Source organism: Marivivens niveibacter (genome assembly GCF_002150005.2).
Taxonomy (GTDB): Bacteria; Pseudomonadota; Alphaproteobacteria; order Rhodobacterales; family Rhodobacteraceae; genus Marivivens; species Marivivens niveibacter.
The window spans coordinates 249,816-270,435 of sequence record NZ_MSPP01000001.1 but is presented as its reverse complement, the minus strand read 5'-3'; the positions used below and the strand labels follow the sequence as shown (position 1 = coordinate 270,435).

Annotated in this window: 24 protein-coding genes; 19 read left to right on the top strand and 5 right to left on the bottom strand. The window is 55.9% G+C overall.

Going from position 1 to position 20,620, the window contains the following annotated elements:
• Positions 1–2: 2 nt before the first annotated feature.
• From BVC71_RS01380 to BVC71_RS01365, 4 genes are all read right to left on the bottom strand, one after another.
• On the bottom strand, positions 3–1,094 hold the full coding sequence (locus BVC71_RS01380; protein ID WP_086449846.1) for a protein-glutamate methylesterase/protein-glutamine glutaminase: 1,092 nt from the start codon (positions 1,092–1,094) through the stop codon (positions 3–5).
• Positions 1,091–1,903 (bottom strand): CheR family methyltransferase, encoded by an 813-nt coding sequence (locus BVC71_RS01375; RefSeq protein ID WP_086449845.1) that lies wholly within the window; start codon positions 1,901–1,903, stop codon positions 1,091–1,093. The genes BVC71_RS01380 and BVC71_RS01375 overlap by 4 nt, the downstream gene beginning before the upstream one ends.
• The gene (locus BVC71_RS01370) at positions 1,900–3,102 is read right to left on the bottom strand and encodes a chemotaxis protein CheA (RefSeq protein WP_086449844.1); all 1,203 of its coding nucleotides are present in this window, start codon (positions 3,100–3,102) and stop codon (positions 1,900–1,902) included. Before BVC71_RS01370 ends, BVC71_RS01375 begins: the two co-directional genes overlap by 4 nt.
• Positions 3,103–3,201: 99 nt before the next feature.
• The gene (locus BVC71_RS01365) at positions 3,202–3,510 is read right to left on the bottom strand and encodes a hypothetical protein (RefSeq protein WP_086449843.1); all 309 of its coding nucleotides are present in this window, start codon (positions 3,508–3,510) and stop codon (positions 3,202–3,204) included.
• Between the two features lie 360 nt (positions 3,511–3,870).
• On the opposite strand from BVC71_RS01365, the gene BVC71_RS01355 reads away from it, so the two are divergent.
• From BVC71_RS01355 to BVC71_RS01265, 19 genes are all read left to right on the top strand, one after another.
• Entirely contained in the window at positions 3,871–5,007 is a 1,137-nt protein-coding gene (locus BVC71_RS01355) for a sigma-54 interaction domain-containing protein (protein WP_086449841.1), read from the top strand.
• A gap of 10 nt (positions 5,008–5,017) precedes the next feature.
• On the top strand, positions 5,018–5,326 hold the full coding sequence (gene fliE / locus BVC71_RS01350) for a flagellar hook-basal body complex protein FliE (protein WP_086449840.1): 309 nt from the start codon (positions 5,018–5,020) through the stop codon (positions 5,324–5,326).
• A gap of 28 nt (positions 5,327–5,354) precedes the next feature.
• The gene (fliF, locus tag BVC71_RS01345; RefSeq protein ID WP_240516742.1) at positions 5,355–7,046 is read left to right on the top strand and encodes a flagellar basal-body MS-ring/collar protein FliF; all 1,692 of its coding nucleotides are present in this window, start codon (positions 5,355–5,357) and stop codon (positions 7,044–7,046) included.
• 1 nt (position 7,047) lies between these two features.
• Positions 7,048–8,052: a flagellar motor switch protein FliG gene (gene fliG, locus BVC71_RS01340; RefSeq protein WP_086449839.1), complete on the top strand. Its 1,005-nt coding sequence runs from the start codon at positions 7,048–7,050 to the stop codon at positions 8,050–8,052.
• A gap of 3 nt (positions 8,053–8,055) precedes the next feature.
• The gene (locus BVC71_RS01335; protein WP_086449838.1) at positions 8,056–8,856 is read left to right on the top strand and encodes a FliH/SctL family protein; all 801 of its coding nucleotides are present in this window, start codon (positions 8,056–8,058) and stop codon (positions 8,854–8,856) included.
• The gene (locus BVC71_RS01330) at positions 8,853–10,202 is read left to right on the top strand and encodes a FliI/YscN family ATPase (RefSeq protein WP_086449837.1); all 1,350 of its coding nucleotides are present in this window, start codon (positions 8,853–8,855) and stop codon (positions 10,200–10,202) included. Before BVC71_RS01335 ends, BVC71_RS01330 begins: the two co-directional genes overlap by 4 nt.
• Complete coding sequence (locus BVC71_RS01325; protein WP_133064470.1) at positions 10,189–10,593, top strand: hypothetical protein; 405 nt, start codon at positions 10,189–10,191, stop codon at positions 10,591–10,593. The genes BVC71_RS01330 and BVC71_RS01325 overlap by 14 nt, the downstream gene beginning before the upstream one ends.
• Positions 10,594–10,645: 52 nt before the next feature.
• Positions 10,646–12,166, top strand: a complete 1,521-nt coding sequence (locus tag BVC71_RS01320; protein ID WP_165767698.1) for a flagellar hook-length control protein FliK — start codon at positions 10,646–10,648, stop codon at positions 12,164–12,166.
• 8 nt (positions 12,167–12,174) lie between these two features.
• A complete protein-coding gene (locus tag BVC71_RS01315) occupies positions 12,175–12,768 on the top strand; it encodes a flagellar basal body-associated FliL family protein (protein ID WP_086449834.1) in 594 nt (197 codons plus the stop codon).
• 11 nt (positions 12,769–12,779) lie between these two features.
• Positions 12,780–13,775: a flagellar motor switch protein FliM gene (fliM, locus tag BVC71_RS01310; RefSeq protein ID WP_086449833.1), complete on the top strand. Its 996-nt coding sequence runs from the start codon at positions 12,780–12,782 to the stop codon at positions 13,773–13,775.
• The gene (fliN, locus tag BVC71_RS01305) at positions 13,765–14,049 is read left to right on the top strand and encodes a flagellar motor switch protein FliN (protein WP_086449832.1); all 285 of its coding nucleotides are present in this window, start codon (positions 13,765–13,767) and stop codon (positions 14,047–14,049) included. Before fliM ends, fliN begins: the two co-directional genes overlap by 11 nt.
• A 66-nt stretch (positions 14,050–14,115) precedes the next feature.
• Complete coding sequence (locus BVC71_RS01300; protein WP_086449831.1) at positions 14,116–14,385, top strand: hypothetical protein; 270 nt, start codon at positions 14,116–14,118, stop codon at positions 14,383–14,385.
• A complete protein-coding gene (gene fliP, locus BVC71_RS01295) occupies positions 14,382–15,119 on the top strand; it encodes a flagellar type III secretion system pore protein FliP (protein ID WP_086449830.1) in 738 nt (245 codons plus the stop codon). The genes BVC71_RS01300 and fliP overlap by 4 nt, the downstream gene beginning before the upstream one ends.
• A 1-nt stretch (position 15,120) precedes the next feature.
• Complete coding sequence (gene fliQ, locus BVC71_RS01290; protein ID WP_086449829.1) at positions 15,121–15,387, top strand: flagellar biosynthesis protein FliQ; 267 nt, start codon at positions 15,121–15,123, stop codon at positions 15,385–15,387.
• 5 nt (positions 15,388–15,392) lie between these two features.
• Complete coding sequence (fliR, locus tag BVC71_RS01285; RefSeq protein WP_086449828.1) at positions 15,393–16,196, top strand: flagellar biosynthetic protein FliR; 804 nt, start codon at positions 15,393–15,395, stop codon at positions 16,194–16,196.
• Positions 16,189–17,349, top strand: a complete 1,161-nt coding sequence (locus BVC71_RS01280) for an EscU/YscU/HrcU family type III secretion system export apparatus switch protein (RefSeq protein WP_086449827.1) — start codon at positions 16,189–16,191, stop codon at positions 17,347–17,349. Before fliR ends, BVC71_RS01280 begins: the two co-directional genes overlap by 8 nt.
• A complete protein-coding gene (locus BVC71_RS01275; protein WP_086449826.1) occupies positions 17,346–17,558 on the top strand; it encodes a hypothetical protein in 213 nt (70 codons plus the stop codon). The genes BVC71_RS01280 and BVC71_RS01275 overlap by 4 nt, the downstream gene beginning before the upstream one ends.
• Before the next feature lie 51 nt (positions 17,559–17,609).
• Positions 17,610–18,467 (top strand): hypothetical protein, encoded by an 858-nt coding sequence (locus BVC71_RS01270; protein WP_086449825.1) that lies wholly within the window; start codon positions 17,610–17,612, stop codon positions 18,465–18,467.
• Positions 18,468–18,473: 6 nt separating this feature from the next.
• The gene (locus BVC71_RS01265) at positions 18,474–19,193 is read left to right on the top strand and encodes a hypothetical protein (RefSeq protein WP_086449824.1); all 720 of its coding nucleotides are present in this window, start codon (positions 18,474–18,476) and stop codon (positions 19,191–19,193) included.
• Here the strand turns inward: BVC71_RS01265 and rpoN are convergent.
• Positions 19,190–20,512, bottom strand: coding sequence for an RNA polymerase factor sigma-54 (gene rpoN, locus BVC71_RS01260; protein ID WP_086449823.1), 1,323 nt, complete (start codon positions 20,510–20,512; stop codon positions 19,190–19,192). The genes BVC71_RS01265 and rpoN overlap by 4 nt on opposite strands.
• Between the last annotated feature and the right edge of the window lie 108 nt (positions 20,513–20,620).

The window sequence follows — 20,620 nt, the reverse complement described above, 5'->3', positions numbered from 1 at the left end:
GGTTACAACTTTGGTGCGCGCGACCGGTTATCGGACGGCGCCATGGCTTCGGTCATTTTCGACGGAATGGTTTCAAGAGGCAGGAGCGTATCAGTCGCCCCCATGTTATGCGCAGCCTGCGGCATGCCGTAGACCACACAAGAATCTTCGTTCTGGGCGAATGTCGCACCGCCTGCTTTGCGGATTTCCAACATGCCTTCGGCGCCATCACGGCCCATGCCGGTCAGGATCGCAGCGGAACAGCGGCGGCCCGCCAATTTGGCGACGGATTTGAACAAAACGTCCACCGCTGGGCGCGAATAACACACAGGTTCGCCGTCAATCAGCGCAACGCGGTATCCAACGCCGTGCTTCAGCAGGACCATGTGTTTGTTCCCGCCCGGTGCCAGCAAAATGCGACCAGGCTGAACAACGTCGCCATCGCGCGCTTCGCGGACTTCCATTGGGCAGATGGTGTCCAAACGCCCTGCAAAGGATGCTGTGAACCCTTCAGGCATGTGCTGAACGATCACAATGCCGGGGGATTCCGCTGGGAACAAAGGCAACATAGAGCTCAGCGCCTGAATACCACCGGTCGACGCGCCAATTGCGTGGATCCAGCCACTGGCACGGCCGCGCGGCACTTCGAATGCGGCATTGCCACTGACAGCTTTGTTCAGGATTTTTGCGCGATCGACACCGGGGCGCGATGTTGCGGCCTCTTTCAAACGGCTACAAACATCAACCATCATACCCGCAAGACCCGCATTCGTGCCCATTTTGGGTTTCGAGATGATATCGACGGCGCCCGCTTCGACGGCCTGAAACGCAACGCTGCGGTTTTCGGTCGTTGCCGACGAAATAACCACCGTCGGAACGGGGCGCGTTTTCATGTAGCTACGCATGAACGTCAGACCGTCCATGTTCGGCATTTCCAGATCCAGCGTAATCACGTCCGGACGTAGGCGCGTCATCATGTCAAAGGCTTGTTCGCCATTCGACGCGAAACCGACCACTTCCAATTCGGGATCGCGTTCGATGCCCATCGCCAAAACGCGGCGGATCATCGCGCTATCGTCGACGATCAGAACGCGAATTTTCTTATTCACGATCATGCTGAGCCCCCAGGACGGCGGCTCATGCTGGTGCCAACAGGGGTCCAACGGGTAGACAAATCACGGACGCTTTCGGTCACGGATGTGATCAGCCAACCATTCGGTTCAGTCACATCATAGATCGCATCAACCGTTGCCGACTGATCTTTGATGTCAAAATAGTACAGAATGTTGCGACAAAATACGACTTGGAAGTCATTTTTGAACGGATATGGGCGCGTCATAAGGTTTAGACGACGGAACGTGCAACGGTTCCGAATAGCGTCAATAACCTGATACTGGCCCATGCCGATTGGTTTGAAATATTTCTGCAGGTATTCGTGCGGCACCTGCTCCAGCTGGCGCGCGCCAAAAATACCCTCTTCGGCGCGTTCTACGACCGGCGCGGAAATATCTGTTCCCAAAATCGATACGCGGCGCAGCGCGTCCATACCCAACGCTTCGGCGATGATGATGGCCAAAGTGTACGCTTCGTCACCCGAAGAACAGGCCGCAGACCAGATGCGAATTTCGTTACGGTTCGCAATGGTCGGCAGAATAGTGTCGCGGAATTTATCCAACACATCCTGTTCGCGGAAAAAATACGTGTGGTTGGTCGATGCAGCGTGCATCACGGCCAATTGCAGATCGTGTTCTTGGCTGTCGTTCAGGCGGCGCGACATATCGGCCAGACGCTCGATACCGAACGACCGCTGAACGCGACCTAAACGCTGCAACAACAGATCTTTTTTCTGGTCCGTGTAGTTGATACCGCACCGCTGGTTCAGCCATGTACGGATCTGTTCGAAACCGACTTCTTCGTGCATCATTTCGCTGCTCCGGATGCCAGACGTTCACAATCAAGTACCAAGGCAACTTCGCCTGTTCCCAGCAAAGCACAGCCCCAGCTGGCGCGAACCGATGCCAGCCGTCCGACGAGCGGTTTCATCACGACCTGCTGGCGGTCCAAAACTTCATCGACGGGGATCGCGATCGATCCTGTCGCTGTGTTGAACACGACCAAGATGGGTGGCACCGGTTTGCGTTCGGCGTCTGCATCCACTTCGTTAAAGAATTGATCGAGCCGCACAATCGGGATCATCGACCCGCGCAATTTCAACAGCTCGCGTTTGCTATCAGCCGATACATTCATCAGCTCGTCGCCTTCGGGACGCGCAATTTCCGACACCACGTCGATCGGAACTGCGAACAAAGTTTTGCCCAGACGCAGGATGATACAATCAAGGAATGCCAGCGACACAGGAATAAACAGCGCAACGCGCGTGCCTTTATTTTCCCAGCTGTCAACCGTGATACGGCCACGCAGCGACGTCATGGTGCTGTTCAAAACGTCCATACCTACGCCACGACCCGATAGGTTGCTGACGGTGTCAGCGGTCGAAAAACCAGGTTCAAAAATGACGCGCCACAGCATCGAGGGCTCTGGCTCTTCCTCTGGACCAAAGAAACCACGCTCACGCGCTTTGCCCAAAATCTTGGACCGGTTCAGGCCACGACCGTCATCTTCGACAACAATACGTACCTCGGACCCGATCTGGGATGCGGACAATAGAATACGGCCCTTGGGGTTTTTGCCATTTTCGACGCGCTCTTCCTGACCCTCTAGACCGTGGTCAGCAGAGTTACGAATGACGTGTAGCAGAGGATCGTACAGTTTATCGGCAACCATTTTATCGATCGCGGTGTCGCCACCTTCGATCACCAGATCGATCTTTTTGCCGGTCTGACGTTCCAATTCGCGGATCATACGGCGCAAGCGTTTGAACACGTCGTCCATAGGAACAAGGCGCAGTTCGGTCGCCACGTCCTGAACTTCGCGCACGATCATCGTCAATCGGTGTACGGCTGCGTCAAACGACGCCAGATCCAACCCCTGAAGATCAGGGGAATGTACTGTTTCCGAAACTGATAGGGACAATTCCCCGACCAGATCCATAAGCCGACCAATTTTTTCGGACGACACCCGGACCAGTCCGGTATCATTCGTCGTCTCTGCTTGTGCGCTCATTCGTCGTGTCCTTGATTACAACTTAACAATGGCCCTGATAGGAACCCGAGGCATATCCGCCCTGCCTCTTGCAAAAGGCGGGCCAACCCGAACATGGGTTTACGCGGCCTCGTCATCTCCGCGTTCAAAGTTGTAGATACAAACGCCGTCAAACCCGGTGGATTTGAACAAAAACGTCTTCTTCATAGAGTCGAGGAAACCGCCGTGCTGTTTCTCAAACGATTTCAGGTCACCGACGTTTCCAAAGAATACGTTGATAGCGACGTCACCTTCTTTCGAAATGACGACATTCAGCCCATTCAAGTTGCAGCTAGGAATGGCATTACCCATTGCCTCGATCACGAATGGCGCTGCCACTTGTGCTGCATCAAGATTAGGGAACTTAAGGTGGTATGTTTTAGAAAGCATGTCGGCCCCTGGTCCTTCGAGTGTCTCGGGATTGTGAACGGAGCAAACTGCCGAAATGTGATGTATCCTAAAGTATGTATTTGTAAAAAACCTTGAAAAAACGTGGTTTTTCACCAATCGGAATACCAAACCATACGGTTGGAAATTCGTACCTGCCCAAAAGAAGTGTCAGAAAAAAACGAGATGCCTGAATCCTGCCTTTGACAACAGACGGATTCCCGACATCTTGGTCCTGCACCCCATAGAACGGCAGCCAATTTCCCCATTTTAGTGGGGTTTTAAATTTATTTTCATTTTTTTTAATCAAGTTGGCACGGTCCCTGCTTTTCCAGTTTCGAACCCGAAACAAGGAGACAGCAAATGACGCAGATCCATATCATCGCAGACGATTTCACCGCAGGCCCAGCCCTAAACGATCTGCTGCTGCGTCGACGCGTAACTTCTGTATGTGGCCCAATTGAAGGCGCCGAAGCAGAAGTTGTTGTTGCCTCTGCCGCGACCGAAGCAAAACTGGGCGGCACGCGCGGTCTAATCGACACTGTACGTAAATGCGGCGCAAAGACCGTCATCATCGTGGCAGAGAATGCAGGCTTTTACACCGAGGCACAGGAAATGGGTGGTCGTCTGATCCGTATCGCCCTGCCTGCCTCGGACGCGCCGACACTACATAATGCGCCGCTGCTGACGCTGGCGAATGTTGTTGGCGGCACCGTTGGCGCAATGGCGCTGGCAACCGCATCCACCGGTAAACTGATTGATCTGGCCCGCCGCGTTGCGAAAACAGACGTAACAGTCTTTATCAACGGCCCAACCGGTTCCGGCAAAGAGGTTCTGGCCCGCCAGATCCACGCATCGTCCCGCCGCGCTGACGCACCATTCGTTGCGATCAACTGCGCTGCGATCCCAGAAAACATGCTAGAGGCAATTCTGTTCGGTCACGAAAAAGGTGCCTTTACCGGCGCATCGACCGGCAACAAAGGTATCATTCGCGCAGCTGACGGCGGCACCCTGCTGCTGGACGAAGTGTCGGAAATGCCGATGGGCCTGCAATCAAAACTGCTGCGCGTGCTGCAAGAACGCGCTGTGACCCCGATCGGTTCGCAAAAAGAAGTACCAGTAGACATCCGCGTAGTTGCCACCTCGAACCGCAACATGCCGCAAGAGGTGAAACTGGGTAACTTCCGCGAAGACCTGTACTACCGTCTAAACGTATTCCCACTGGCAACCCAAGCGTTGAACATGCGCACCGAAGACGTGCCCGTTCTGGCGATGGTTCTGGCTGCACGCCACTGCCCATCGGATATGGCGCTGCCGATGATCACCCCTGATGCAATGGCTGCGCTGCAGTCGCACGCATGGCCTGGTAACGTCCGCGAATTGGAAAACGTCATCCAGCGCGCTCTGGTTCTGTGCGAAGATAGCCGTATCACCGCCGACGATCTGATCATCGACGCAGGCGAAACGCTGGTTCTGCCCGAAATGGCACACGCTGTCTAAGGACTGACCAATGAGCATCTCTGGCATCAATTCTGTACCTTCCCCGCTTCAGGCGCTGCAATCGGCCAAAGCCGAAGCCCAAACGCCTGCCGCCAACGGTCCCGACTTCGGCGAACGTATAAAAGGCGCAGTCGATGATCTGAACGAGGCTCAAGCCAATGCGCGTGCCAGCGCTACTGCGTTCGAACTGGGCCAGGAAAATGATCTGGCATCCGTGATGGTCGACCAACAGGTCTCATCGCTTTCGATGCAGCTGACGCTTCAGGTCCGAAACAAAGCTTTGTCCGCGTATCGCGACATCATGAACATGCCGGTCTAACGACCGCCCCCGTTTAAGGCGAACATAAATGTCTGTGGCAAATACCAACCCAACCGATCAGAACCGTTCACTCGCGGCAACCGCCAGCGGTGCGCTGTCGAACGTCGGGGTCATGATGCGACAACCCGCGATCCAGCGCGCTATGCCTGCAATCATGATCGTCGGCATGCTGGTGGTTGGATTTCTGGCTTGGGCACTGCTGTCCGAACCATCGCGTACGGCGCTGTATCCAGGCATGGCAGAAAATGACAAATCCCAAGTCGTCGAAACCCTGCGCGCCACTGGCATTGATGTGACAATCGACAATGGCACCGGCGATGTCATGGTCGCATCCAAAGATTATTATTCAGCCCGCATGGCGCTGGCATCCGCTGGCCTGCCACAAAGCGTGCCAACAGGCGGCGACATGATCACCGACCTGCCAATGGGCGCATCGCGCAGTGTCGAAGGCGCGCGTTTGCGTCAGGCCCAAGAATACGATCTGGCCCGCTCCATCTCTGAAATCGGCATTGTGCAAGGCGCCCGCGTTCATCTGGCACTGCCTGAACGGTCGGCATTCCTGCGCGATACCGCCCCGCCCCGCGCATCGGTTTTCCTGCAACTGGCTGCTGGCCGTTCGTTGGACCGTGGTCAGGTCGATGCCATCGTGAATCTGGTGTCTTCCTCTGTTCCCGGCATGGCACGTCAGGATGTGACCGTCGTTGACCAAATGGGCCGCCTATTGTCGCGCGGCGCAGATGAAACCGGTCTGATGTTGTCGGACCGCGAATTGGAACACCGCGTCCAACTAGAAGGCCTATATCGCAACCGCATTGAATCGCTGCTGGCCCCAGTCGTCGGCCCAGACAACATGTCCGTTCAAGTCACCGTCGAAATGGATTTCACCCGCATGGAAACCACATCGGAAATGCTGGATCCGAACGGATCGGTCGTTCTATCGGAACAAGAGTCGCTGTCTGAAACCTCCGAAGGACAAGCGCGCGGCATTCCGGGTGCGGTATCGAACGCTCCCCCTCCAGCGGCAGAGTTGAACACTTTGGCTGATGGCGAAGAAACCACCGCCACCGAAACAACGGGTCCGACCAATCGTTCGACATCGACCACGCGCAACTACGAAGTCAGCCGCACCGTCACCGCAACTCAAGCCCCAGGCGCACGTGTCGTTCGCATCAGCGCAGCTGTTCTGGTCCACGCCGAACCTGCTGCCGAAGGCGAAGAAGGCGCAGCTGGCCCCGATCTGACAAGCCTAGAACAATTGGCCCGCAGCGCGATCGGATTTAACGCAGAACGCGGCGACAGCGTAACCGTCATGGCGCAATCGTTCCAACCGATGGAAATCGCCTCTGGTTCCCCAATCAAAAGCGTCACGTGGTTACCTGATGTCCTGCGCCAAGTCGCCATTGTCGTCGCACTGGCTGTGATCGGTTTGGGTGTCGTCCGTCCAATTCTGGATCGTGTCCTTGTTCCAGCCAACACCGCTATCGAAGCCGCACAACCAATGGGTTCGACCGCAATCGAAGTCGGCGAAGGCGAAAGCCTGACAGACGTCCAAAAACGCCTGAACAGCCGCCGCATGGAATTGGCCGAAGCCGCCATTGGTGGTGATGTCAGCCGCGACGAAAAATTCGAAGTCATGCGACAGCTCGCTGCCGAAGACCCCGCACGTATCGCATCGGTTCTGCACCGTATGATGTCCGACGAAATCGACCAGGTATCGTAACATGGCAACAACTTCAGTCACCAAAACCCAAAAGGCCGCTGTTCTGATGATGCTATTCGGCGAAAAGGCCGCGGCAGACATCTTGCGCAACCTTGCCCCGCGCGAAGTGCAGCATCTGGGTTCGGCCATGTATCAAGTCAATGATATCGATAATGACACGCTGGACGAAATCATCGAAGAGTTCCTGATCGCTCTGCGCAAAGAATCTGGCATTGGTTTGGGTGCGCCTGGCTACATTCAGAACATCATGACCGAGGCCTTGGGCGATGACAAAGCGCAATCCGTGCTGTCGCGTATCAACCCGATGGATACCAACAAACCGATCGAAATTCTGGATTGGATGGACGCCCGCGCAATCGCAGAGCTGATCGCGGATGAACACCCTCAGATTATGGCGCTGGTTATTGCTTGTCTAGATTATGGCCTAGCAGCCGAAGTTCTGGGTTTGCTGCCTGACGAATTACAGGGCGATCTGGTGCACCGCATCGCGGCACTGAATACCGTGCAGCCAGAACCGCTAAAGGATCTGGAACAGGTCATGCAGCGCAAGTTCAAACAATCGTCCACTATGCGCGCCAGCCAGATTGGCGGCGTAAAGGCGGCGGCTCGCATCCTGAACTTTACCCGTTCCGACATGGAACAGCGTATTCTGGGCAACCTGCGCAAAGAAGACAAAACGCTTATGCAGTCGATCGAAGACAACATGTTCGTCTTCGACAACCTGATCAAATCCGACGACCGTTCGATGCAGACCCTGATGCGTTCGGTCGAAGCCGAACTGCTGGTTCTGGCGCTGAAAGGTGCGGACGAAGAACTGCAAGCGAAACTGCTGTCCTGCATGTCCACCCGTGCCGCCGCAAACATCCGCGACGAAATGGAGGCAATGGGCCCAGTGCGCCTGACCGAAGTTCAAGAGGCACAAAAACAGATCGTCGCAGTCGCGCGGCGCATGGCCGACGAAGGCACAATCGTGCTGGCAGGCCGTGGCGGCGAACAGATGGTGTAAACTATGACTCAGCCAGAACCACGCAAAATCCGCCCTGCCGATATTTTGGAAATGATCCGTTCCAATGCGGAACAGGGATTTGTCGAACGCAATTTTCGCGAACCGGCGGATGCAACTAAATTCGCGGCAAAAACGATCGCCGACAGCGCGACTGTTATCGAAGACGCGGAAAACATTGCCCCCGTCACCGAAGCGCTGGTTCAAGGCATTCCCGAAGCCGAAGTTGAACACCGTATCGCCGCTGCCCGCGCTGCCGCAAAAGCCGAAGGCATCGCCGAAGAACGCGCACGGCTAGAGGGCGAAATCAACGAAGAACGCGCCCAACTTCAAGACGCAAAAGCCGCGTTTGAACGCGCCGTGGCGCGCCTATCCGAACTACACCCCGAAGACAGCGCCCAGATTGTCGACACGTTGGACATCGCAATCCGCCGTTTGGCAAGTGAACGCGCAGGCATGGAAATCGACATCATGCCCCTACCCTTTCTAACACGGATCGAAGCCATCGCAGACCGCGTGTCCCAAGGCATCCGTTCTGTCAAAATCCGCCTGAACCCTGGCGATTTTGCAGCGATTGAACCTTACATCGGCACCAGCGAAACCATTGATCCCGACATGCTGTCGATTGATCTGGGTTTGGGACGCGGCGATGTGATCGTGCGGTCCGATGCTGTTCGGCTAGAGGACGTGATCGCCCCGAATGATCTGACGGCCCAGCCTGCGAATGAAAAAGCTGCTGCCGAAAACAGTGGCCGCGCACCAACCGCAAATCCTGCACCGAAAAAATCATCGGGGTCCGACACATGAACCCGTTAATCCAGCAAATTGCGGGCCGTGTGGCCAACGCTGATGCCATGTCCACGCACATCACAGGCCGCGTTTTGAAATATGATGGCTTGATCGTTGAAACCTCGGGTTTTCCTGCAACTCCGGGCGCGTTGTGCGAAATCGACGCGGAAACAGGTGACCCTGTGCAGGGCGAAATCATTGGGTTCGCGGATGGCCGTAACCTTGTGTTTCTGGATACCCCCGGCGCTGCGATTATCGCGGGGGCGTCTGTGCGATTACGTAATGGCGGGCGTATGGTCGCTGTTGGCGATGCGCTGCTGGGTCGTGTGATTGACGCCGAAGGTAATCCTTTGGACGATCGCCCCGAACCGTTTTGCACCGATGAATGGCCCCTTGCAGGCAAAGTGATGAACCCGCTGGCCCGTACAGGCGTGACCAAACCGTTGGACGTCGGCGTGCGAATTCTGAACGCGTGCTTGACCGTTGGCCAAGGCCAGCGCGTTGGCATTGTCGCGGGATCTGGCGTGGGTAAATCCGTGCTGATCGAAATGATGACCCGCTTTACCGAAGCTGACGTTGTCGTCGTCGGCCTGATCGGCGAACGTGCCCGCGAAGTTGGCGCCTTTGCCCGCAGCCTGATGGCAGGTGAAGCGGCCAACAAACTGTGCATGGTCGCAGTACCCGCAGACCGTTCCCCGCTGCTGCGTCTGCGTGCTGCGCGCCGCGCGACGGCAATTGCCGAATATTTCCGTTCGCAAGGCAAACAGGTACTGTTGATTATGGACAGCCTGACCCGCGTTGCCCACGCACAGCGCGAAATCGGTCTGGCGCTGGGTGAACAACCAACCGCTAAAGGGTATCCACCTTCGGTCGTTTCGATGATCCCGAATTTGATTGAACGCACCGGCCCTGGTTTGCCAGGACAGGGGGCGATTACTGCGATCTATACCGTTCTGGCAGATGGTGATGACACGACAAACGACCCCGTCGTTGATACGGCGCGTGCCATTTTGGACGGCCACATCGTATTGTCCCGCCGCCAAACACAGATGGGTTTGTACCCTGCGGTCGATATTCCGCAATCGATCAGCCGCGTTATGAACGATGTTGTCACCCCAGAACATCGGGCCGCTGGCGCACGTATCCGCCAGCTCATTTCGCTCTACATGGACAACCGCGATCTGATGCTGATGGGCGGCTACACGCCAGGCCAAGACCCCGATCTGGACGAAGCCGTTCGCCTATGGCCCGCAATGCAGGCCCTGATCCGCCAAGACCCGCACGATCCATCCCCCTACGCCCAAAGCGTCGAAGCCGCCATCGCCCTAACAAAACCAGCAGGAACCGCAAATGCGCAATCGTAGTGACCTATACACTCTGATGGCAAAGAAAGAGGCCGCCACCAAAGCCGAAAAAATGCGTGAGCTGCGCAATATCACGGCAGCGCATAATCAGGCAGAAATGCTGTCTGAACGGTTGCGCACCATTTTGGATGAACGTCAGGTCAAAGGCCCCGTATTGGCCGCCCAATTGCGCAGTGCATCATCGCTGAACACCAAAATCGCTGCCGAAGCCGCGGTACAATCCGAACGCAAGGTCGAGCTTTCCAAAAAGCTAGAACAGTCTCGTACAGAATTTGCGCGGCAAGATTACAAGACCCAATACCTAGTGAATGCGGCCGCACAAGCCCGCGCCGAAGAAGAAGACGAACGCGAAGCGCGCGAAATGGCATCGCGCCCCGTCCCGCGCCGATAGTTGGCACAGACTTTGCAATCAATGCTCCGAAGCGATTGAAAAAAGGCTTACCATGGAACCGATCAACATAGCTGACTCAAAATCAAACAGCCTTGTTCCCGCAACATCGGGCAAAGCTGGCAAAACGAACAGCCAAACAGCCCTTTTTGATCGCCTTATGGCGACAGTCGCCCCTGTCGGTGAAACTGGTGAATCCGCCGATCTGTTGGGAATGCCTACACTGGGTGACGGCCTGACAGAATTTGATTTGGCCGATGGATCGCCTTCGGCGGACGGTGAAGCGTTGCCGACCGACATGCCCGAAATTCTGGCTCTTTTGGAATCCCAAGAGGCCGAGGCAGACATTGATCCCGCATTATTCAATCGCACAGCGGCCAATGTGAATCTGCCAGTCAAAATCGTCGCGCAGTCCACCGACAAACCGCAGGTTATTCCAGGTGCAGAACTGGATATTGCCGACACAGGCGCGGAAACAACCGACGCTACGGACGGCCCCGCGACCATGATCCCAGCCGCGATTGTGGCTACACCCGTTGCTGCGGCAGCAGCCGCGACGGCTCTGAGTGCGGATGGCACCACCGAAATCACCGATCTAGAAAACAGCGATGCTGCGACAGACCAGATCGCAACAACCGACGCTGCCGAAATGCAAGCCGTCCAACCAAAACAAATTATCGAATCCCAACAGCAACCAGCCCAGATTGTCGCCGCCAATGCGCAAGCAGAGGCAACAGCGTCCCAGACATCTGGCACAGCGTCGAAACCGGTTGCAGGGCGTTCTGCGGCACCTTCGGGTGTGGCAAAAACGCCTATGGGCGCGATGCAGGCCCAATCAACTCCATCTGAGAACCCCCAACCAACGATTGGTCCTGCATCGCAAACTAATTCAGATTCCGAAACCGTTTCGGACAGCGACAGCAGCGACGCGATTGATGTGACGCCTGCAAAACGTCGTGCTGCACTGCGTCCATCCCACACTGGCGCGGCCATGACAGACACGACAATGCCGACGGCAAAGTTTGAAAATATGCTGGCCGAAGCGACCAAAGTGCAGGCCGCGCAGCCCGCTCAACCGCAAAACGTTGACGCATCGGGCCAACCTATCGAGCAAACCGGGCTAACGAGCGAAACTGCCACAGAAACGCAGGCTGAAACTGCGACCATCGACACCACCCAAGAAGCGTGGATGGACGAACTGGCCAACCAGATCGAAGCCAGCTTTACCGAAGACGGCGGCGATATTGATATCGCGCTCACACCCGAAAATTTGGGTGGTTTGCGGATCCGGATGGAAGTCCGCGACGGCGCCGCACATGTCACGATTTTGACGGACACATCCGAAGCCGCCAAACTGTTCAACCAAAACGAACAGCGGCTAAGTGAGATGATGTCCAAAAATGGCCTGACCCTTACCGGCCAAGATGCCAGCGCTGGCCAGCGCCGTGACGGCAATGGCGGCCAGGGTCAGGGTCAAAACGGCCACGGCTTTGCCAATGGCCAATCGGGTGATGGTAATGACGCACCTGCCCCAACCGTAAAACTATCTAGTAGCCTTGTTAATCTGATCGCCTGAGGACCAAAATGGCCGACGCAACCGAAGACGCACCAAAAGAACCGGGTATTGTCAGCAAGATCATCAAACTGATCGTGCGGCTGGTTATTGCCGCCATTCTGCTTGGTGTTGGTTTTGCTGGTGGTTGGTTCTATTTCGCCAACCCTATGTCGCCTGCGCAAAATGCGCTGTCGCTGCTTGCCCCTGAACCCGAAACCGAAGGCGAAGCCGCCGAAGGCGAAGGAGAGGGCGAAGGCGACGGCCTGCCTGAACGCATTCCACGCGAATTGCCCGAAACTGCGATGTTCGAAACTTCCTACTACCAGATGGAAGAACCGCTCACGACGAACCTGATGGGATCGCGCCGCTATATGCAGGTCGGCATTGGTATGTCGACCCAATACGGCGAACAGGTCATGACCAACGTCGAAACCCACAAGGTCGCGATCCGGTCTGACATCCTGAACATCATGGGCGATTTCAGCGAAGAAACCGTATCCGATGCAGCGGGCCGTGATGAACTGGCCTTGGCTATCAAAAATGTCGTCAACGCCCGCCTCGAAGGGCTCGAAGGGTTCGGCGGTGTCGAGGACGTCTTCTTTACCTCGTTCGTCTTGCAATAGGGATCACTCAAGTGAAATCACCGCGTAAACTTTCATCAAACGAAGTCGCCGCTCTTGTCGGCGGCCTGATGGATCTGGATGCGCCAGACGGTGAAGAAGGCGTATCCTACCGATCTTATCAATTTGGATCGGATGACCTATCGCTGCTTGGCGAATTCCACGCCCTGCGCATGATCAACGACCGCTTTTGCCGTATTGCTCGTTCGGTTTTCATGCCGATGCTGCGGTTCCAGCCAAGGATTTCATCGTTCCCGCCCGAAATCCGTAATTTTGACGACTATCGCGACAGCCAGGACCCATTCCTGTCGATGACGACCAACCGCATCGAAGAACTGCGCGGCAACCAATTGCTGGTCATCCCGCCGTCGTTCATTTCGCTGCTGACCGACGCCTATTACGGTGGTGCGATCCGTTCGCTGAAACAATCGCGCAATGAATTCACCGCGACCGAACAGCGGGTGATCGAAATCGTGTCGGATAACCTCATTCAGGCGCTACGCCTTGCATGGCGCGACTTGATGCCGTTGACCTTTAATCTGGTTAGCCGCGAAGAGAATTTGCAATTCGCCGCCTTTGTGGATGGCGACGAAATGATCGTGAACTGTTCGTTCATGGTGCAGCTGCCCGATCTGGAACCGGCCAGTTTCGATATTTTGTATCCGCTGCAAACACTGAAACCCATTTCCAGCCAACTGCGCAGCCGTATGCAATCGGACTATGTGGCGGATGACAAATCTTGGCGTGAACGCCTGACCCGCGCGATCCTGTCGATCCCGCTAGAGGTTACCGCCCAGTTGGCCGAGCCGACGATGTCGCTGCGCAAGCTCAAGTCGCTCAAAGATGGGGACATCGTCCCAACCCATTTAGATGACCGCGTTCAGGTCCGCATCGAAGGTATGCCCCTGTTCGAAGCCCAAGCAGGCGAACTGACCGGCAAATCGGCCCTGCACCTGACGAAAAAACTGGACCCAACCAAATTACAGAAAGGCCGCACCCATGACGGATGAAGCAACGGTCGAAACGGCCGAAAGTCTGAAACTACTTGAAACGATCGAAGTCAAACTGACGGTCGAAGTCGGTCGCACCGAATTGACCATCCGCGACCTGCTGCGATTGTCCGAAGGATCGATCATCGAACTGGACCGTTTGGCGGGTGATCCGCTGGATGTACTGGTCAATGGCACCGCGATCGCCAAAGGCGAAGTCGTGGTCGTCGGCGAACGTTTCGGCATTCGCGTTGGCGAAATCATCGATCCGGAAAAACGTGCCGAAAGCGTTTGACGCGCAAGCGGACAGACTGGCACATCTTTTGCACGAATATCGGCAGACCAACCCAAAGGACTGCCGATGGATTTCATACGCCCAGATCAGATACTGACAATCGTCCTGTTTTTAGGACTGCTCGCGCTTGCGTGGGTGTTTGTACGCGTAAACCGTCAGGGTTTGGGCGCCAAAGTCCGCGCAGGCAAACGCATCACCGTCCAAGAAGTGACAGCGATTTCCCCGCAAGACCGCGCCATGATTATGCGCGTCGATGATCGCGAATTTTTCGTCATAAAATCCAAAGGCGTAGCGCCCGTCCTAACCGAAATCACCAAACCGGAGGACGCAGCGTGAAACGCATTCTGCCTGCCCTTTTGCTGATCCTAATCGCGTCGCCTGCCCTGCCCCAAGGGCTGCCAGCACTGTCGCTGACCGAAGGCGCGGATGGCACCACATATTCGCTGTCATTCCAAATCCTGATCCTAATGACCGCGCTGACGGTTCTACCGTCTTTGGTGCTGGGAATGACGGCTTTCACGCGGATCATCATCGTTTTGTCAATTCTTCGACAGGCAATGGGTACGCAGCAGACCCCGCCCAATCAGGTTCTGATCGCGCTCGCGTTGTTTTTGACGTTCTACATCATGAACCCGATCCTGTCCGAAGTGTACACAGCGGCCCTTTCCCCCTATCTGGACGGCGCCTTGGACCCCGAGTCCGCGATACAAATCGGCGGCGATATCATGAAAGGTTTTCTGGTCGAAAACACGCGCCAGAATGACCTGCTGATGTTTTCCGACATGGTCGGCGCTGGCCCGTTCGAAGATCCCCAAGACGTGCCATGGTCGGTATTGCTGCCATCTTACATGACGTCCGAACTAAAGTCGGCGTTTCAGATCGGGTTCCTGATTTTCCTACCGTTTCTGGTGATCGACCTTGTCATCGCATCGATCCTGATGAGCCTTGGTATGATGATGCTTTCGCCTGTTCTGGTGTCGCTGCCATTCAAACTGTTGCTGTTTGTTTTGGTCGACGGCTGGGCCCTGACCATCGCATCCCTTGCATCCACCTACAGCCTAGGAGGCTAACATGGACTTTGACGCCAACGTCGAACACCTGCGCATCGCCTATTGGAATATGCTGATGACAGGCGGCCCCGTTCTAGCCGTGGCTTTGGCCGTGGGTCTGGTGATCGGTGTGCTGCAAGCCGCGACATCGATCAACGAACAGACACTGTCGTTCGTACCCAAATTGGTGATCGTCATGCTGACTATGGCGGTGTCGTCAGGGTTCATGCTGACCACCATGTCCGACTATTTCACATTCGTTTTTGAATCTATCGCGTCGATGGACTGATACTCATGGAAACGCCCGTCATCCCAGGTTTGGAACTGACACTGATCATCGACTGGATGACTCAGTTCTTTTTCCTGTCCTTACGGATCGGGGCGTTTTTGCTGGCTGGACCGGGATTTGGTGGCCGTTATGTGCCGCTGCCGATCCGCATTGTCGCGACCATGGTTTTGACTTTGCCCCTGATGGGCCGCGTTGACGTACCACCCGCCGCAGAAATCGCGCAGCTGGCCGCGTTTCACCTGATCCTAAACGAACTCATCATCGGATTATCGGGCGGTTTGACCCTAACAATCCTGTTCGCCGCTGCTGCGCTTGCTGGCGACCGTATCGCGAACACCGCGGGTTTGGGCTTTGCCGCGCAAATGGACCCATCCGCAGGCGCCCAAGTCCCCGTTATCGCACAGATTTTCGGTATGTTTCTGTTGATGATCTTTGTCTCAACAGACAGCCATCTGGTCGCGTTTCGTATCGTTCTGGATAGCTATCTGTACCTGCCACCTGGCGACATTCCCAATCCTGCAGCGCTGATAGCGGGCGGCCTGACCGCCGGAATGCAGATGTTCACGCTGGGCATGAAAATCATGTTGCCCGTAGTGGCGACCCTATTGCTGCTGAACATGATGGTCGGTGTCTTTACCCGATCCGCGCCGCAGTTGAACGTATTTTCCTTTGGTTTTCCGATCACTATCAGCGCAACGCTGGTGCTATTGTTCCTAACCGTTCCAGGCACGGCCGATGCATTCGACCGCCTGCTACAAGACGGGCTGAACATGCTGGTCGACATCTATACGGAGGCCGCAAATGGCTGAGAACGAAGACGGCCAAGAAAAGACCGAAGAACCCACCGCGCGAAAACGCGAACAAGCCCGAGAAGAAGGCAAAGTCGTCACATCCAAAGAGATGTTTGTGTTTGCCAGCCTTGCCATGGGCACGCTGATGATCGGCCTTCTGCAAAACAGCATGTCTACAATCGGCGGCATTTGGGCCAGCTATCTGGCAGTGCCTGCCGGCGCCGATTTGGACAGCTATATGTTGGTCCAGTTGGACACAGCATGGCGGCATTTTCTGACTGCCTCGCTGATCGTGGCGTTGCCCGTCGGCGCAACTGTTTTGCTGTTACAAGCCGGCATTGGCGGTATCCAGTTTGCCCCCAAAGCGCTGGGTTTCAAACCTGACAAAATCAACCCGATTGCAGGGTTCAAACGGATGTTTTCCAAACAATCCGTCGTTGAATTGGTCAAAAGTGTCCTGAAGGTGGCGTTCCTTGCCTCTGTCGCGTTCGGTCTGCTGTATGGAATGCTGCCGCGGATCGACAAACTAGCATCGGCCGACGCTGGATCCGCCATGTCCATCATTTTGCAAGATATGACCATTTTGCTCGCGGGACTTACGGTCGTTCTGGCGATCATCGGTGCGCTGGATCTGGGATGGCAGATGTATTCGATGCGCGAAAGCCTGATGATGACCCTGAAAGAGGTCAAAGACGAAGCCAAAGAAACCAACGGCAACCCCGAGGTCAAAGGCAAAATGCGTCAGAAACAAATGGAAATGTCGCGCCGCAGTGCCAAAGAACGGGCCGCACTGGCCGATGTACCCAAAGCCACCGCGATCGTTACCAACCCGACGCACTTTGCCGTGGCGCTACGCTATGTTCCGGGCGAAATGTCCGCTCCGGTCGTTATCGCATCGGGCAAAGGCCATATGGCCCATGAAATCATCCGCATCGCAGCCAGTTCGGGCATCCAAAACGTCCGCATCCCTGTGTTGGCACGTGCGCTGTATTTCACCACGCAAATTGGCATGGAAATTGATGAACGCCTGTTTACCGCAGTCGCGACGCTGCTGGGCTATGTCTACCATCTGGATCGCGGCGGTTATGCCGACGACGTGCCAGAGGTCGATCTACCCGAAGAGCTGCGGTTCAACGAATTTGGCCGCCCATTGGAAGGAGATGATGAATGATGTCCAACCGCAAATATCGCACCCGTTCAACGGGGGAAATGATTTCCACCTTTGTCTACGCTGGCATGGCCGTCTGGATCACGTCCGAGGCGCTGATCTGGCAAGGATCGACCTTGGCCAAAATTACGCTGTTCCTTTGCGCATTTTTATCAGCGCTTGGGGCCATTCGGTTCCCTTTGCAGCAGTTCGCTGACTGGTTACGCCGCTAAGGATGGCACGGTTTTTGCCGTAGTGGATACAAAGGATATCCGGAGATTGACATGACAACCCGCAAAGGCAAACGCGCCACCAAAGCCGAAGAGCCAGAAACCAGCGAAACAGACGCTTTGTCTGACGCAATGACCAAGGCACTGGACGCTGCCCGTCTGGCGGATGATGCCGCCGACGACATCCAAGCGATCCGCACTGAAAACGAAAAGGTCATAGAAAAGGTCCAATCGACCAGCAAAAAACTGACCGCCCTATCGCTGGGTGCGTTTGCAGGTGCTGCTGTCGCGATGACCCTGTCGGGTTTGGTCTATTTCCGATCCGTGGGCGACTTGCGCGAAAACGCCGAACTTCAGGCGCAACTGTTGGCCGAACTGCTATCACAGACCGCCGCGTTGGAAGAGGTCGTCGTTCAAGCAGGCAACCAACAAGGCACAATCGTCCGCGAAATCAACGCAGAGGTCCGCGAAGTACGCGACCGCCTATCGACTGAGATCGCAACCGTAGCAACTGATGTCGCGGGATATGCCGCCGAAATGGCTGGGTTTCAGCCACAAATGGCATCTGGCATGAACGATGAAATGTCCGATCAGATGACCAGCTTGCGCGACGATATCATGGGTGCGATTGCTGACCTGGAACTCACGCTAACAGGTATGGTGCAGGCATCCGCATCGGGTATGCCGCCTGAAACGATGGACGAACTGACCACATTGGTCGGTGAATTACGTGTCGCCATGGCCGAAGCCCAAACCGCCGCCGCGATGGCAACCCGCAATGCGGCGCAATCTAGCAGCACATCATCGAACGCATCGCGGTCATCCTCGACGTCCTCTGGTACGTCGCGTCCGGCGGCGCGCCCTGCGGCGACCCGTGCAGCACCTGAACCAAACCCATATAGTTTTCCGTAAACGCACATGGCAGACGTCGAAACAGATCAAACACCAAACGCCCCGCAAACTCTGCGCCTGACAGGCCGTAAACTAACGGCCGCAGGCACGGCGCTCGGCCTGAAAATCGGCGACACGCTTGCCGCTATCAATGGCAAAGCCTTTGTTGGGAATGCGGCCGCGTTAAACGAACGGTTTACACACGCGGGCGGGCGGCCTGTTGCGCTGACCTTTCGCCGTGGCGAGGTGGATATCACTGTTTTGGCCCTGCACCCTGATCTGGGCAAATGGGAGCTGACCGCCGCCATCCAAAACTGGACCGACGACCGTACGGATCCAGACATGATGCGCAATTGGGAAATCCTGCGGGGTCCAGACGGTGCCTATGATATCCAACCGTTAGAAGTTGGCATGATGGCTCTACTGTGTCCGCCTTTCTGGCTGCTACAAAATCGGTTGTGGGTTCCAACGGCCGCTATCGTAGCTGTTATTGCCATCGCCACTGCAATCTGGTGGGTCCTATTCCCGTTCATTTATGTGGCTTGTGGCGTGATTATTCAGCGCACAGGAACAACCTTGTTCCGTTTGGACCGCATCAATCTGGGTATGCAGCCCTACGCGATTGTCGCGGCCACAACCGAAGCAGGCGCACATGCTGCATACGGAAAAATCGACCCTCGGGGGCGGTTTGTGTATGCCGCCGCCCAAGAGCCGATTTCAGAGGAAGAATTGGAAATCGCGGATTAAGCCGCGCCAGACACAACAGCCTGACGACGACGCTGTACCGACGATGGGATGTTCAGCATCTCGCGGTATTTTGCGACAGTACGGCGCGCCAGATCGATGCCGTCCTCTTTCATCATCTTAACGATAGTATCGTCAGACAATGGGCGGTTCGGGTTTTCGGCTGCGACCATCTGTTTGATTTTGTGACGCACGGCGGCTGCGGAATTGGATTCGTCGCCTTTGTTGCCCAACGCCGCGTTAAAGAATGCCTTTAGCGGCAGCGTGCCTTGCGGGGTCTGGATCAACATACCGGTTGTGACGCGGCTAACGGTGCTTTCGTGTACGCCGATTGCATCTGCAATTTCTCGTAGGATCATTGGACGCAAATGCGATGCGCCATGTTCCAAAAACGCGGACTGGCGTTTTACGACCTCGGCACCGACCTTTAGCGTGGTCATGTTGCGGTGTTCGACCGCTCGCTGCAACCAACGCGCCACGTTGATGCGGTCCTCGGTGTAGGTTTTCCCTTCTTCGGTGGTGCGCAACTGTTTGATCGTTTCATTGCGGCGAACATGCACAGTTGGCAGGGTCGAACGGTTCAGATCGACGTTCCAGCCGTCGTCGCCCTTGGTCACGATCAGGTCTGGCGGACGTTGGCCCGATGTCGAACCTTCGAAAATCGCACCGGGTTTAGGGTTCAAGCTGCGCAGTTGGCGCAGAACTGGGCGCAGGGCGTCCATGTCTGTATCGCAGGCGCGTGCCAGACCTTTTAGATCGGCGGCAGCCAGCAATGGCAGGTTTTTCAGGACCGCATCAAACAGCGGCGTCAAAATTTCGTTTTCGATTGCTTGCAAACGCAGGCATTCGGCCAGATCACGTGCGAACAGACCAGCAGGTTCGACGCCATGCAGCTGCGCCAAAATTTCCTCTGCTGTGTCCAGATCGATGCCGCCAGCCATGGCGATCAGATCCAACGGTTGACCCAGCCAGCCCGACGGCTCTAATGCGTCCAGAAACGCTTCGGCAGCTTGGCGGTGTTCAGGCGATAGGCCCAAACGGTCAACTTCGGCTGTTGCATGGGCGTACAGGGATGGACCCTCTTCTGCCAACGCAGCGATACGATCCCAATCGTCCCCGCCTCGCGCGCCGGCAACACCGGTGGGCAGTGGCGCTTGGGCTGGAACTTTGACCTCGACGAACGGGTTTTGTTCGGCCTGTTCTTCGATAAACGACAGCAGATCATGGTTGCCCATCTGGAGCAATTGGATCGCCTGCTGAAGCTGGGCGGTTACGACAAGCGACTGGCGCTGACTGAGTATTTGAGATGTAGAAAGCTGCATGGTTCACGTTCTCCTTGCATTCAAGGTGCCGCGATTCTGCAGAAAATGAAAAAAATCAATTTGACAGGCCTAAAATGACGGAAACGCCGTGTCGGAAATAAGACGTAC

Bases quoted from the DNA above. Each gene is read 5' to 3' on its own strand.
- BVC71_RS01375 (WP_086449845.1), bottom strand. From the start codon at position 1,903: ATGATGCACGAAGAAGTCGGTTTCGAACAGATCCGTACATGGCTGAAC.
- BVC71_RS01355 (WP_086449841.1), top strand. From the start codon at position 3,871: ATGACGCAGATCCATATCATCGCAGACGATTTCACCGCAGGCCCAGCC.
- fliE (WP_086449840.1), top strand. From the start codon at position 5,018: ATGAGCATCTCTGGCATCAATTCTGTACCTTCCCCGCTTCAGGCGCTG.
- BVC71_RS01335 (WP_086449838.1), top strand. From the start codon at position 8,056: ATGACTCAGCCAGAACCACGCAAAATCCGCCCTGCCGATATTTTGGAA.
- BVC71_RS01300 (WP_086449831.1), top strand. From the start codon at position 14,116: ATGGATTTCATACGCCCAGATCAGATACTGACAATCGTCCTGTTTTTA.
- fliG (WP_086449839.1), top strand. From the start codon at position 7,048: ATGGCAACAACTTCAGTCACCAAAACCCAAAAGGCCGCTGTTCTGATG.
- BVC71_RS01330 (WP_086449837.1), top strand. From the start codon at position 8,853: ATGAACCCGTTAATCCAGCAAATTGCGGGCCGTGTGGCCAACGCTGAT.
- fliN (WP_086449832.1), top strand. From the start codon at position 13,765: ATGACGGATGAAGCAACGGTCGAAACGGCCGAAAGTCTGAAACTACTT.
- BVC71_RS01280 (WP_086449827.1), top strand. From the start codon at position 16,189: ATGGCTGAGAACGAAGACGGCCAAGAAAAGACCGAAGAACCCACCGCG.
- BVC71_RS01265 (WP_086449824.1), top strand. From the start codon at position 18,474: ATGGCAGACGTCGAAACAGATCAAACACCAAACGCCCCGCAAACTCTG.
- BVC71_RS01380 (WP_086449846.1), bottom strand. From the start codon at position 1,094: ATGATCGTGAATAAGAAAATTCGCGTTCTGATCGTCGACGATAGCGCG.
- BVC71_RS01365 (WP_086449843.1), bottom strand. From the start codon at position 3,510: ATGCTTTCTAAAACATACCACCTTAAGTTCCCTAATCTTGATGCAGCA.
- fliQ (WP_086449829.1), top strand. From the start codon at position 15,121: ATGGACTTTGACGCCAACGTCGAACACCTGCGCATCGCCTATTGGAAT.
- BVC71_RS01370 (WP_086449844.1), bottom strand. From the start codon at position 3,102: ATGAGCGCACAAGCAGAGACGACGAATGATACCGGACTGGTCCGGGTG.
- fliF (WP_240516742.1), top strand. From the start codon at position 5,355: ATGTCTGTGGCAAATACCAACCCAACCGATCAGAACCGTTCACTCGCG.
- BVC71_RS01320 (WP_165767698.1), top strand. From the start codon at position 10,646: ATGGAACCGATCAACATAGCTGACTCAAAATCAAACAGCCTTGTTCCC.
- BVC71_RS01325 (WP_133064470.1), top strand. From the start codon at position 10,189: ATGCGCAATCGTAGTGACCTATACACTCTGATGGCAAAGAAAGAGGCC.
- fliR (WP_086449828.1), top strand. From the start codon at position 15,393: ATGGAAACGCCCGTCATCCCAGGTTTGGAACTGACACTGATCATCGAC.
- BVC71_RS01270 (WP_086449825.1), top strand. From the start codon at position 17,610: ATGACAACCCGCAAAGGCAAACGCGCCACCAAAGCCGAAGAGCCAGAA.
- BVC71_RS01315 (WP_086449834.1), top strand. From the start codon at position 12,175: ATGGCCGACGCAACCGAAGACGCACCAAAAGAACCGGGTATTGTCAGC.
- BVC71_RS01275 (WP_086449826.1), top strand. From the start codon at position 17,346: ATGATGTCCAACCGCAAATATCGCACCCGTTCAACGGGGGAAATGATT.
- rpoN (WP_086449823.1), bottom strand. From the start codon at position 20,512: ATGCAGCTTTCTACATCTCAAATACTCAGTCAGCGCCAGTCGCTTGTC.